General features: G+C 38.8%; 14 protein-coding genes and 1 pseudogene. All 15 read left to right on the top strand.

The features are described from left to right. Positions 1-50 precede the first annotated feature (50 nt). The 15 genes and pseudogenes from GA0061074_RS05810 (at position 51) to GA0061074_RS05745 (ending at position 12,562) form a co-directional block, all read left to right on the top strand. Complete coding sequence (locus GA0061074_RS05810) at positions 51-1,085, top strand: aldose epimerase family protein (RefSeq protein ID WP_092462778.1); 1,035 nt, start codon at positions 51-53, stop codon at positions 1,083-1,085. Positions 1,086-1,203: 118 nt separating this feature from the next. Continuing rightward, positions 1,204-2,547 carry a glucose-6-phosphate isomerase gene (locus GA0061074_RS05805; protein ID WP_092462776.1) on the top strand — a complete coding sequence of 448 codons (1,344 nt, stop codon included), beginning with the start codon at positions 1,204-1,206 and terminating at the stop codon, positions 2,545-2,547. Positions 2,548-2,702: 155 nt separating this feature from the next. Further along, positions 2,703-3,269, top strand: coding sequence for an elongation factor P (gene efp / locus GA0061074_RS05800; protein ID WP_092462774.1), 567 nt, complete (start codon positions 2,703-2,705; stop codon positions 3,267-3,269). A gap of 99 nt (positions 3,270-3,368) precedes the next feature. After that, positions 3,369-3,806, top strand: a complete 438-nt coding sequence (locus tag GA0061074_RS05795; RefSeq protein ID WP_092462771.1) for an Asp23/Gls24 family envelope stress response protein — start codon at positions 3,369-3,371, stop codon at positions 3,804-3,806. Beyond that, positions 3,803-4,222, top strand: coding sequence for a transcription antitermination factor NusB (gene nusB / locus GA0061074_RS05790; protein WP_092462769.1), 420 nt, complete (start codon positions 3,803-3,805; stop codon positions 4,220-4,222). Before GA0061074_RS05795 ends, nusB begins: the two co-directional genes overlap by 4 nt. A 176-nt stretch (positions 4,223-4,398) precedes the next feature. Continuing rightward, positions 4,399-4,932 (top strand): translation initiation factor IF-3, encoded by a 534-nt coding sequence (infC, locus tag GA0061074_RS05785; RefSeq protein WP_092462767.1) that lies wholly within the window; start codon positions 4,399-4,401, stop codon positions 4,930-4,932. Between the two features lie 25 nt (positions 4,933-4,957). Continuing rightward, positions 4,958-5,152 carry a 50S ribosomal protein L35 gene (gene rpmI / locus GA0061074_RS05780; protein ID WP_092462765.1) on the top strand — a complete coding sequence of 65 codons (195 nt, stop codon included), beginning with the start codon at positions 4,958-4,960 and terminating at the stop codon, positions 5,150-5,152. A 67-nt stretch (positions 5,153-5,219) separates the two neighbouring features. Beyond that, a pseudogene (rplT, locus tag GA0061074_RS05775) lies at positions 5,220-5,633 on the top strand (50S ribosomal protein L20); the annotation flags it as partial. Next, positions 5,610-5,768, top strand: a complete 159-nt coding sequence (locus tag GA0061074_RS09300; RefSeq protein ID WP_275668789.1) for a HeH/LEM domain-containing protein — start codon at positions 5,610-5,612, stop codon at positions 5,766-5,768. The pseudogene rplT and the gene GA0061074_RS09300, both read left to right, overlap by 24 nt. 768 nt (positions 5,769-6,536) lie before the next feature. Continuing rightward, complete coding sequence (gene rpsL, locus GA0061074_RS05770; RefSeq protein WP_092462761.1) at positions 6,537-6,959, top strand: 30S ribosomal protein S12; 423 nt, start codon at positions 6,537-6,539, stop codon at positions 6,957-6,959. Between the two features lie 19 nt (positions 6,960-6,978). Next, positions 6,979-7,449, top strand: coding sequence for a 30S ribosomal protein S7 (gene rpsG, locus GA0061074_RS05765; protein ID WP_002828928.1), 471 nt, complete (start codon positions 6,979-6,981; stop codon positions 7,447-7,449). A gap of 130 nt (positions 7,450-7,579) precedes the next feature. After that, positions 7,580-9,700, top strand: a complete 2,121-nt coding sequence (gene fusA, locus GA0061074_RS05760; protein WP_092462759.1) for an elongation factor G — start codon at positions 7,580-7,582, stop codon at positions 9,698-9,700. 127 nt (positions 9,701-9,827) lie between these two features. Further along, positions 9,828-10,943 (top strand): ABC transporter ATP-binding protein, encoded by a 1,116-nt coding sequence (locus GA0061074_RS09360; RefSeq protein ID WP_092462757.1) that lies wholly within the window; start codon positions 9,828-9,830, stop codon positions 10,941-10,943. After that, a complete protein-coding gene (locus GA0061074_RS05750) occupies positions 10,933-11,751 on the top strand; it encodes an ABC transporter permease (RefSeq protein WP_092462756.1) in 819 nt (272 codons plus the stop codon). The genes GA0061074_RS09360 and GA0061074_RS05750 overlap by 11 nt, the downstream gene beginning before the upstream one ends. Then, complete coding sequence (locus GA0061074_RS05745; protein ID WP_092462754.1) at positions 11,741-12,562, top strand: ABC transporter permease; 822 nt, start codon at positions 11,741-11,743, stop codon at positions 12,560-12,562. The genes GA0061074_RS05750 and GA0061074_RS05745 overlap by 11 nt, the downstream gene beginning before the upstream one ends. Positions 12,563-12,564: the final 2 nt, after the last annotated feature.

The raw sequence follows: 12,564 nt of genomic DNA, 5'->3' as shown, positions 1-12,564 counted from the left end.
TTATATTGAAAAATAAAACCACTTTAGGGGAACGAAAGAGGAAATTTAAAATGACAATATCAATTCATGAAATCGGTAAAATGCCAAATGGTGATTTGGCACAACAAATTGTATTAGAAAATAAAAATGGACATAAAATTGGTGTAACAACTTGGGGAGCAACTTGGCAGTTCTTTAAGACGAATGATGGTAAGGATTTGATGTTTGGTTGGCAGACAACTGATAAGTTATGGGATCATCCATATTCTGTAGGTGGTGCAATTGGACGCGTAGGAAATCGTATTACTGGCGCAACTTTTACTTTGGATGGTAAAGAATACCATCTAAAGGATAACGAGTTAGGAAATGCTCTACATGGTGGTAGAGACAGCTTTATGAATCGCACATGGGATTTTACCACTGATGAAGAAAACAATTCTGTTACATTCACAACAACGATGACAGAAGCAATTGATAATTTCCCTGGTACGATGCCAACATCTGTGACCTATACACTAACTGATGATGATGAAGTTATCTTAGATTTTGCAGCTGAATCAGATGAAACAACTCTATATAATCCAACTAGCCATGGTTACTTTAACCCAGCGGGTATTGATACTGATGCACGTGATTTGACTTTGCAAATTAATTCAAAGCGTCGACTAGAATTACGTGATACAGACACTACACCAACTGGTAATTTCTTTGAAAACGCTAATACACCTTACGATTTCACTGAACCAACTCGTATTGGTGATAATTTGTCACAACTTGAAGGCCCATATGATGTTAAATTTGACGAAGCATTTGAAATCAATCAAGTAGCTGGACAACCAGCTGCGGTTGTTTCTGATCCAAAATCTGGACGAAGTGTTGAAGTTTATTCTGATCGTAATGCAATTATCTTCTTTATTGCTAACCCAGAAGTTGCGGATCATGAGGGTGACCGTGAGTGGTTTGATGCAAATCCTTATAATGCGATTGCGCTTGAAGCACAAACATTAAGTGATGCAATTAATCATGAAGGATTTGGTGATATTGTGTTGCCAGCTAATAAGAAGCAAACATATCGTACAACTTATAAATTCAATAATTTGGCATAATTGAAAAGAGCGCTAATAAGTTCGTGAAAACACTTTCAATTTAAGCGATGAGCGGTTATAATTGGTCTATACCGTGATGCAAAATGTCAATGGGATCTATAGGAAGAAGGAATTAATTATGAGCACATTATCATTTGATACTTCAAAGCTAGCAGACTTTGTTGGTGAAGAAGAATTGTCAATGATGCAGCCAATGGTTACTGCTGCAGATGAATTATTACGTAAGGGTACTGGCGTTGGGGCTGAGTTTACTGACTGGCTACATTTGCCAACAGAATACGATAAAGATGAGTTTGCTCGTATCAAAGCAGCAGCTAAGAAGATTCAAAGCAACTCGAAAGTATTAGTTGTTATTGGTATTGGTGGTTCTTATTTGGGAGCCCGTGCAGCGATTGATTTCTTAAATGATTACTTTAACAATTACTATGGTGATGACGAACGTGACTTCCCACAAGTATTGTTCGCAGGAAATTCAATTGCACCAGCATACTTAAACAGCTTGATTAAGGTGATTGGTGATCGCGACTTTTCAGTTAACATTATTTCAAAGTCAGGAACAACAACTGAACCAGCAATTGCTTTCCGTGTCTTCAAGCAATTGCTAGAAGAAAAATATGGTACTGAAGGAGCTCGTGAGCGTATCTTTGCAACAACCGATGCACACCGTGGTTCTTTGAAGACATTAGCTGATACTGAAGGTTACGAAGAATTCGTTGTTCCTGATGGTGTTGGTGGTCGTTTCTCAGTATTAACAGCTGTCGGTCTATTGCCAATTGCAACGGCCGGTGGTGATATTGATCAATTGATGGCTGGTGCGGCAGCTGGTGAGCAAACTTATGCAGATGCAGATTTGACTAAGAACCCTGCTTACCAATATGCAGCATATCGTAACATCTTGTACCGTAAGGGTTATACAACTGAATTGTTGATTAACTACGATCCAACATTAGTTCAATTTGGTGAATGGTGGAAGCAATTGCAAGGAGAATCAGAAGGTAAGGATGGCAAGGGTATTTTCCCAGCTTCTGGAAACTTCTCAACTGATTTGCACAGTTTCGGTCAATATATTCAAGAAGGTCGTCGTAACATTTTCGAGACTATGGTCCGTGTCACAGAACCTGTTTCAGATGTTGTTATTCCAACGATGGATGCTGATGATGGTCTAGGTTACCTACAAGGTGAAAATATGAGTTATGTAAATCGTACTGCTTCAGAGGGAACGGTTCTTGCTCATGTTGATGGTGGTGTACCAAACATGATCGTTGAAATTGATAAGCAAAATGAATTTGCCTTGGGACAAATGATTTACTTCTTTGAAGTAGCTGTTGGTATTTCAGGATACTTAAATGGTATCAATCCATTTAATCAACCAGGTGTTGAAGCATATAAGCGTAATATGTTCGGCTTATTAGGTAAGCCTGGTTATGAAGAATTGACAGAATCATTAAAGGCACGTCTATAATAGAATAAAAGAATCGAAACAGTAAATGTTTCGATTCTTTTTGGTAAAAACAAAAAAATTAACGAATATAGTGTTAAAATGGATGTAATGCTGGTTTTTATGAAGAAAACCTGCTAATATAATTCAGAAAGACATAAATTTAGGAGAATTCAATCATGGCAACTATTGGTATGAATGACTTGAAAACAGGTTTGACAATTTTGTACAACCAATCAATCTGGCGCGTTTTGGAATTCCAACACGTTAAGCCTGGTAAGGGTGCAGCCTTTGTGCGTTCAAAGTTGAAGAACTTGCGTACTGGTGCGGTAAACGAAGTAACGTTCCGTCCTGGTGATAAGTTTGAAACGGCAAGTATTGAGCAAACTGAAATGCAATACTTGTATGCAGACGGTGATCAACACGTATTTATGGATAACGAGACTTATGATCAAATTTCTATCCCAGCAGATAAGATTTCAGAATCATTGAAGTTCTTGCTTGAAAATATGACTGTTAAGATTACAACCTATCAAGGTGAAATCTTGGACGTTGAATTGCCAAAGACTGTTGAATTGACAGTTAAGGAAACACAACCTGGTATCAAGGGTGCTACTGCAAATGGTGGTGGTAAGCCTGCTACTATGGAAACTGGTTTGGTAATTATTGTTCCTGATTTCATCAATGAAGGTGACAAGCTAGTTGTTAATACTGACAACGGTGGTTCATATACATCACGTGCCTAGTTTTTACTAGGAATGTTAGGTATAATAACGATATCAATTGAGAAAGCGCCGACCGGCAGCCGGCCGGCGCTTTCGATTTATTTAGGAGGTTAGTTCCATATGGCAGAAGAGACAATCGTATTAACTTACTCAAATGAAGCCTCTGGCGAAACACTGGTTAGCATGCGCGTTCTAGAAATTATCGCAGGTTTGGCAGCACAAGAGGTTGAAGGCGTTTCTCGGTTACGCGGTTCATTAACAGAACGTGCACAAGAAGCATTTGGACGACACGTACACGGAAAAGGTGTTGAGTTACAGCAAACTAAATCAGGACTAGATGTTGATGTCTATGTATACCTTAACTATGGTGTAAGTGTGCCCAAAGTATCACATGCTATACAACAACGCATTACATCACAAGTAGCAGCGATGACAGAATTACAAGTTAACCTTGTTAACGTTCATGTGCAAGGTGTTGTTTCACAAAAAACGACTAGCACAATTGATGTGAATAATTTATTTGGTGAAAAGCCAGATACGGAAGGAACTAAGAAATGAGCGAACTAAATCGACACCAAATTCGTCAAGCAGCCTTCCAATCACTTTTTGGTTTAGCCCTAAATCCAACGGCCGATGTTGAGACAACAATCTCACAAGTGTTGGCGGGTGATCCAGAGGTAGAGTGGACGCAAGAAATACCAGCAGATTTAACAGCGGTAGTAGATGGAGTGGTTGCACATCAAGATGAATTAGATTTAACCATCTCAGATTACTTATCAGCAGGTTGGACTTTAGAACGATTAAATACAACAGATCTTGTTTTAATGCGTTTGGCAATTTATGAAGCAAAGTTCACGGAAGTACCTGCTAAAATTGCTGTTAATGAGGCACTACAATTAGCGCATGATTTTACAGATGATAAGTCTCGTAAATTCATTAACGGTATTTTGAATAAAGCCTTGACTTTAGATTAGTCAGGCGTATAATAAATATTTGTTAGGAAATAAAGTAATGGCATACCCGCCGTTCACCTCGTTAAGAGTACTTATCAGGTTAATCACTTTATTATTAAAGATGATAAATGGCGGGTTGTCGTGTGTAGCGACAAGCCGTTTTTACTTTATTACAAGTTTTTTCGGAGGTAAGGATCATAGCAAACGCACGCCAACCACAACAACAAAAAGATTTAATTAATGATCGCATTCGTGCTCGTGAAGTTCGTTTGATTACGGATGACGGTGACCAAGGTGTCATGTCTAAAGTAGACGCACAACGCCTTGCTGACGATGCTGAATTGGATTTGGTATTGGTGCAAGCCAACGCTAAGCCACCAGTAGCTAAGATTATGAACTATGGAAAGTTCAAATTCGAAGCACAAAAGAAGCAACGAGAGCAACGAAAGAACCAAAAAGTTGTCAATGTTAAAGAGATTCGTCTTAGCCCAACAATTGATGTTAATGATTTTAATACTAAAAAGAACAATGCAATTAAGTTCTTGAATAAGGGTAATAAAGTTAAAGTTTCAATTCGTTTCCGCGGACGTGCTATTACGCACAAAGAAATTGGGCGTGAAGTAATGAATCGTATGGCAACAGAGCTTGAAGAAATCGCCAAGGTTGAATCAAGAGCTAAGATGGAAGGGCGCAGCATGTTTATGGTGCTTGCACCCAGAGAAACTAAGTAATTAAACCAGTTTGGAGGACATATCAATGCCTAAGTATAAGACACACCGCGCTTCAGCAAAGCGTTTCAAGAAAACTGCAAATGGTGGGTTGAAGTCAGCTAACGCCTATACGTCACACCGTTTCCACGGTAAGACTAAGAAGCAACGTCGTCAATTGCGTGGTACTTCAATGATGAACCACACTACTTTGAAGACATACACGAACATGTTGAGCCGTTAATTATAACTTTTTAAGTATAGTTATAACTGGTTCCGAATAAAATTAGAAATTACTGGAGGAAATACCCATGCGAGTTAAGGGTGGTAACGTTACGCGTTCACGTCGTAAGAAGATGATTAAGTTGGCCAAGGGTTACCGTGGTCAACGTCACATCAACTATAAGGTTGCTAAGCAACAAGTTTGGAAGTCATGGTTCTATGCATTCCGTGATCGTAAGCAAACTAAGCGCAACTTCCGTAAGTTGTGGATTGCACGTATCAATGCTGGTGCACGTATGAACGGTTTGTCATACTCACGTTTCATGAACGGTTTGTCATTGATGGGTTCAACTTTGAACCGTAAGATGCTTGCTGAACTAGCTGTTTCAGATTTCGAAGCTTTCTCAGCTTTGGTTGAATCAGCAAAGAAGGCATTGGCTGACGATGGTCAAGCTGTTGCTGAAAAGTCAGCTGCTACATTGGAGAAGGGTGTTGTTATCAACGCTGCTTCAGCAAAGAAGTCAGCTGTAAAGCCAACTGAAAAGAATACTGTTGCTGAAATTAAGGAATATTTGTCAGAAAATGGCATTGAATTCACTTCTTCAGCAAAGAAGGCTGAATTATTAGCTTTGGTTTAATTCTTAGAATTATTGAAAAACACCATGAAGTCATTCATGGTGTTTTTTTATTACTAATTTAAATAGTAGTAACATAGAATGACGGCGTAACCAAAAGTTATTGCAGGTACGAAGGGTAAAATGTCTTTGGTGATGATGATGTGACAAACAAGTTGAACACTACAGGCACATATACAAATAATCCAGAATTCATAGAAAGAAACATAAAATAATAAAATGGCTAAAATATCTAAATCACCATTTCCGATGTAATGTTCATTTGTTAATGTGTTAATAATTAAGCATAAAATATAGACTGCACAGATCGTAAAAATTGGTGTACGATAAAAAATACCACCAATGAATAATGGTAGTGATAACCAAACGCTATTAAATTCATGATGACAAATATCTTGATAAGAAAGATAAATTAATATAATTAACAATAAAGATTCAAAAAACATAGTCACTTCTCTCCCGTTGTTTCTATCTAGAAAGACGCATAAGGACATGGTTTTTCTAAAAGTGACACGCCCGGTATTGTTTGCAAACTAAATGTTATTCTATCAACGTTTTTTATATGATAAAAAGGTTGCATATTATATGAGTCAGTGGTATATTATTAATTGTGCTTTTAGTTAGCAGGGTGTTTGCGGTTACGCGACGTGCTGAACTCGTAAACCAAAAGTACCATAAACAAGTTCATCGGGTGTGTTGCTTAATAAATGACACGCCTGGAAATGTGGACTAAACACTATAAAATATAAAATTGAAAGGGGACTGTTCGAAATGCCTACAATTAACCAATTGGTTCGTAAGCCTCGTAAGTCACAAAGCTCTAAGTCAAAGTCACCTGCTTTGAACTACAGCTATAACTCACAACTAAAGAAATCTACCTATGTATCTTCACCACAAAAGCGTGGTGTTGCTACCCGTGTTGGTACGATGACACCAAAGAAGCCTAATTCAGCTTTGCGTAAGTACGCTCGTGTACGTTTGTCAAACTTGATTGAAGTTACTGCATATATTCCAGGTATCGGACACAACCTACAAGAACACTCAGTTGTTTTGATTCGTGGTGGTCGTGTTAAGGACTTGCCCGGAGTTCGTTACCACATTATCCGTGGTGCACTAGATACTGCTGGTGTTGACGGACGTATGCAATCACGTTCTAAGTATGGTGCAAAGCGCCCTAAGAACAAGAAGAAATAATTAAGGGAGGACTTATATAATGCCACGTAAGAGTTACACTAAGCAGGCTGAAGTTCTGCCAGATCCAATTTACAATTCAAAGCTTGTTTCACGTTTGATCAATCGTTTGATGCTTGATGGTAAGCGTGGAACTGCTTCAACAATCCTATACGATGCATTCGATCGTATCAAGGAAGTTACTGGTAATGAACCATTAGCTGTCTTTGAAGAAGCTTTGAACAATATTATGCCCGTATTGGAAGTTAAGGCTCGCCGTATCGGTGGATCTAACTACCAAGTTCCTGTTGAAGTTCGTCCAGAACGTCGTGTCACATTGGGATTGCGCTGGTTGGTACAATACTCACGTGCCCGCGGTGAGCACACTATGGAAGAGCGTTTAGCTAAGGAAATTATGGATGCTGCTAACAACACTGGTGCATCTGTTAAGAAGCGTGAAGACACACACAAGATGGCTGAAGCCAACCGTGCCTTTGCACATTACCGCTGGTAATAAACCAATTTTGTGGCTGCAGTCAAATGACAGTAGCCACTTTTGGTGTATTTACGGTATAATATAATTAGACAACCGACATTTAACAAAATGATGTGTTAAATGTTAAGAAACTCAAGGAGAATTACTCATGGCTAACAAGCGTGAATATCCTTTGCTACGTACTCGTAACATCGGAATCATGGCGCACATCGACGCTGGTAAGACAACGACGACAGAGCGTATTTTGTACTATACTGGTAAGATTCATAAAATTGGTGAGACTCATGATGGAGCTTCACAAATGGACTTTATGGACCAAGAAAAGGAACGTGGAATCACGATCCAATCTGCTGCCACAACTGCTGTTTGGCATGGTTTCTATGACCAATACAAAAAAGACCCATACCGTGTTAACATCATTGATACACCAGGTCACGTGGACTTCACTATCGAAGTTGAGCGTTCACTACGTGTTCTTGATGGTGCCGTAGCCGTATTGGATGGGGCTGCCGGTGTTGAGCCACAAACAGAAACTGTTTGGCGCCAAGCTGAAACTTATCAAGTACCTCGTATCGTGTTCGTTAACAAGATGGACAAGTTAGGTGCTGACTTTGGTATGTCTGTTGATTCATTGAAGGAACGTTTGGACGCCAATGCGAAGGCTATTCAATGGCCAATTGGTGCCGAAGATGACTTCGAAGGTATTATTGACTTGATTGAAAAGAAGGCAATGTACCCAACGACTGAACTTGGTGAAGAGTGGGAAGAACGTGAAATTCCTGCCGATTACGTTGACTTAGTAGAAGAAAAGTACAATGAATTGGTTGAAGCCGTTGCTGATGTTGACGACGAAATCATGGACAAGTACTTGGAAGGTGAAGAAATCACCGAAGCTGAATTAAAGGCTGCTATTCGTCGTGCAACTCTTGCACTAGAATTCTACCCAGTTCTTGCAGGTTCAGCCTACAAGGATAAGGGTGTTCAAATGATGTTGGATGCGGTTGTTGAATACCTACCATCACCATTGGATGTTAAGCCATATGTTGCTAACGATCCTGAAACAGGTGAAGAGATTGACTTGGTTGCAAACGATGAAGATCCATTTGCTGCCTTGGCATTCAAGGTTATGACTGACCCATTCGTTGGACGTTTGACATTCTTGCGTGTATACACTGGTACTTTGGAATCAGGTTCATACATCATGAATACGTCAAAGGGTAAGCGTGAGCGTGTTGGACGTTTGCTACAAATGCATGCAACTGACCGTAAAGAAATTCCTGAGGTATTCTCAGGTGATATCGCCGCTGCTATTGGTTTGAAGGACACAACTACTGGTGATTCTTTGACTTCACCAGATCGTCAATTGATCTTGGAGTCAATGGAATTCCCTGACCCAGTTATCCAATTGGCTGTTGAGCCTAAGACTAAGGCTGACCAAGCTAAGATGACTGTTGCTTTGCAAAAGTTGGCTGAAGAAGATCCATCATTCCGTGCTGAAACTAACCAAGAAACTGGTGATACACTAATTTCTGGAATGGGTGAATTGCACTTGGATATCATTGTTGACCGTATGAAGCGTGAATTTAACGTTGACGTTACGGTTGGTGCACCACAAGTTGCTTACCGTGAAGCATTTACGAAGACTGTTCAAGCTCGTGGATACTTCAAGCGCCAATCAGGTGGTAAGGGACAATATGGTGATGTTTGGATTGAATTCTCACCTAACGAAGAGGGTGCTGGATTCGAATTCGAAGATGCCGTTGTCGGTGGTGTTGTTCCTCGTGAATACATCCCTTCAGTTGAAGCTGGTTTGAGGGACTCATTGAACAATGGTCCTTTGGCTGGATTCCCATTGGTTGATTTGAAGGCTAAGTTGTATGATGGTTCATATCACGATGTCGACTCATCTGAAGCTGCCTTCAAGATTGCTGCTTCATTAGCTTTGCGTGAAGCTGCTAAGACTGCTGGTGCAGTTATCTTGGAGCCAATCATGAAGGTTGATATCATGGTACCTGAGGATAACTTGGGTGATGCTATGGGTCACGTTTCAGCTCGTCGTGGTTTGCTTGAAGGACAAGACCAACGTGGAAAGCAAATGCTTGTACACGCTAAGGTTCCGTTGTCAGAAATGTTTGGATATGCAACTACTTTGCGTTCATCAACGCAAGGTCGTGGTACATTCCAAATGGTATTTGACCACTATGAAGCAGTTCCTAAGAACGTTCAACAAGAGATTATCGCTAAGTATGGCGAGACTTCTGCTGAATAAGCTTTATATAACATAAATTAAGAAGGATACTGATAACTAGTTATCAGTATCCTTTTTTGTTTTATTATCGACTATTTTTTGATTAATTTGTATAATTAAGTTTATGTAAAGAAAGGTGGTACTGATAGTGGCACAACCAATTATCGAATTTAAGCATGTTGCTAAGCAATATGATGACAATGTTGTTTTGAAGTCAGTTGATTTAGAAATAGAGGCTGGTAAATTTTATACATTACTAGGACCTTCAGGTTCTGGTAAGACGACAATTTTACGTTTGATTGCTGGCTTTTTAGAAGCAACTTCAGGGGATATTTTATTTGAGGGGCAAAAAATTAATGATTTACCACCTGAAAAACGACGGGTTAATACTGTATTTCAAAATTATGCATTATTTCCAAATATGAATGTTTTTGAAAATGTGGCGTTTGGTATGTCAATTAAAGGCAAAGGTAAATCTGAAATTAAAGCCAAGGTTACTGAGATGTTAGGGTTGGTAAAATTATCTGGCTTAGAAGATCGTGAAATTTCGGAACTGTCTGGTGGACAACAACAACGTGTTGCGATTGCTCGCGCTTTAGCAAATGATCCGGAAGTATTATTGTTGGACGAACCGTTGTCAGCTTTGGATTACAAATTACGTAAAGAAATGCAGTATGAGTTACGTGAAATTCAAAAACGCTTAGGTATAACGTTTATCTTTGTCACACATGATCAGGAAGAAGCATTGGCAATGTCTGACTGGATATTTGTTACAAACGAAGGCGAAATTGTTCAAAATGGTACACCGGTTGACATTTATGATGCGCCTATTAACCATTTTGTGGCAGATTTTATTGGTGAGTCAAATATTTTGCCGGGGGTTATGCGTAAAGACTATTTAGTTGCCTTTGCGGGTAAGGAATTTGAAAACGTTGATGGTGGTATGCGTCCTAACGAACAGGTTGAAGTTGTGTTACGACCTGAGGATTTGGATTTGGTAAGTGCGGATGAAGGCAAGTTAATTGTTACGATTGATGATCAATCATTTAGAGGTGATTATTATGAAATTACGGCGCACGATGATGACCAAAATGAATGGCAAATTCAAGCAACAAATCCAGCTATCATCGGTGAGCGACGTGGTTTATTCTTTGATCCGGAAGATATTCATATTATGCGCTTAAACGAATCTGAAGAAGACTTTGATGCACGTATGGAAGAGTATGATGATACTGAAGAGGAGGGGACAATGAATGAATCATAAAAATACGCTAAGTTATACGATTCCTTATATATTATGGTTAGGATTGTTTGTCATTGCACCAGTTATTTTATTGATTATTCAGTCTTTTGGTAATATTAATGGCCATTTTACATTAAATAATTATGTGACGTATTTTAGTTCAGGTACATATTTAAGAATGACTTTTAATTCAATCTTTTTCGCCTTTATTGTCACAGCAATGACGTTATTAATTAGTTATCCGATGGCTTATATTATGAGTCGATTAAAGCATGCGCAATTTTGGTTATTGTTAGTTATTTTACCAACTTGGGTGAATTTATTGTTAAAAGCGTATGCCTTTATTGGCTTGTTTTCTAAGACAGGAACTATTAATGAATTTTTATCATTGATTGGTTTTGCGCCACATCAAATGATGTTTACGAACATGTCTTTTTTGATTGTAGCAGCCTATATCGAAATACCTTTTATGATTATGCCTATTTTTAATTCGTTAGTGGAATTGGACCGAAGTTACATCAATGCAGCACGTGATTTAGGGGCAACACAGTGGCAAACGTTAGTTAAAGTTATTTTTCCTCTTTCAACGGGGGGCGTTAAAGCTGGTATTCAAGCGGTATTTATTCCGACCTTGTCATTATTCATGATTACGAGATTAATTGGTGGAAATCGTGTTATTACATTAGGAACAGCAATTGAGGAACATTTTTTAGTTACACAAAACTGGGGAATGGGTTCAACTATTGGTGTGGTTCTAATCGTGGCCATGATTTTAACGATGATGTTAACAAGAGATCGCAAGAAGAAAGGTGGTAAGCATGGTAAATAAGCACAAAAAATGGGCAAACGTGTACCTAGTGTTAGTCTTTATTTTAATGTATGCGCCAATCTTTTATCTTATCTTTTATTCATTTAATAAGGGTGACTATATGGCCGGCTTTTCTGGCTTTTCATGGCGACACTATATTGATATGTTTGCTGATACTAGATTAATGCAGATGTTAGTAAACACATTTATTGTGGCACTGTTGTCAGCATTGATTGCAACATTAATTGGACTATTTGGTGCTATCGGTATATACAATACTAAGCAGACAGGTGTTAAGAACATTTTATTGTCATTAAATAATGTGTTGATGGTATCACCTGATGTCATTATTGGAGCAAGTTTTTTGATTTTCTTCACTATGGTTGGCTTGAAATTAGGTTTTGGCTCTGTTGTATTAGCACATATTGCTTTTTCAATTCCAATTGTTGTGTTGATGGTTTTGCCACGCTTGAATGAAATGAATCCGGCCTTGATTGATGCGGCACGTGACCTGGGTGCAAATAATTATCAAGTGTTATCTAGAGTTGTTTTGCCTTATGCATGGCCTGGTATTTTATCGGGATTTTTCATGGCAATTACGTATTCATTGGATGATTTTGCGGTGACTTTTTTTGTTACAGGAAACGGCTTTTCAACGCTTTCAGTTGAGATTTATTCACGTGCTCGACAAGGAATTGATCTCTCAATTAATGCGATGTCAGCATTAATGTTCTTGTTGTCATTAATTTTGGTAGTCATCTATTACTTTATTTCAAATTATAGTGCGGCTAGCAGCAAGAAGAAGAAAGGTACTAGAATGGTGGTGCATTAATC

This window comes from Weissella bombi, from assembly GCF_900094835.1.
Taxonomy (GTDB): Bacteria; Bacillota; Bacilli; order Lactobacillales; family Lactobacillaceae; genus Weissella; species Weissella bombi.
This window is presented reverse-complemented; position numbering and strand designations above follow the sequence as displayed.

Excerpts from the sequence above, each read along its gene's own strand:
- efp (WP_092462774.1), top strand. The coding sequence starts at position 2,703 with ATGGCAACTATTGGTATGAATGACTTGAAAACAGGTTTGACAATTTTG.
- rpsG (WP_002828928.1), top strand. The coding sequence starts at position 6,979 with ATGCCACGTAAGAGTTACACTAAGCAGGCTGAAGTTCTGCCAGATCCA.
- GA0061074_RS05750 (WP_092462756.1), top strand. The coding sequence starts at position 10,933 with ATGAATCATAAAAATACGCTAAGTTATACGATTCCTTATATATTATGG.
- nusB (WP_092462769.1), top strand. The coding sequence starts at position 3,803 with ATGAGCGAACTAAATCGACACCAAATTCGTCAAGCAGCCTTCCAATCA.
- rpmI (WP_092462765.1), top strand. The coding sequence starts at position 4,958 with ATGCCTAAGTATAAGACACACCGCGCTTCAGCAAAGCGTTTCAAGAAA.
- GA0061074_RS05745 (WP_092462754.1), top strand. The coding sequence starts at position 11,741 with ATGGTAAATAAGCACAAAAAATGGGCAAACGTGTACCTAGTGTTAGTC.
- GA0061074_RS05805 (WP_092462776.1), top strand. The coding sequence starts at position 1,204 with ATGAGCACATTATCATTTGATACTTCAAAGCTAGCAGACTTTGTTGGT.
- GA0061074_RS05795 (WP_092462771.1), top strand. The coding sequence starts at position 3,369 with ATGGCAGAAGAGACAATCGTATTAACTTACTCAAATGAAGCCTCTGGC.
- GA0061074_RS05810 (WP_092462778.1), top strand. The coding sequence starts at position 51 with ATGACAATATCAATTCATGAAATCGGTAAAATGCCAAATGGTGATTTG.
- rpsL (WP_092462761.1), top strand. The coding sequence starts at position 6,537 with ATGCCTACAATTAACCAATTGGTTCGTAAGCCTCGTAAGTCACAAAGC.
- fusA (WP_092462759.1), top strand. The coding sequence starts at position 7,580 with ATGGCTAACAAGCGTGAATATCCTTTGCTACGTACTCGTAACATCGGA.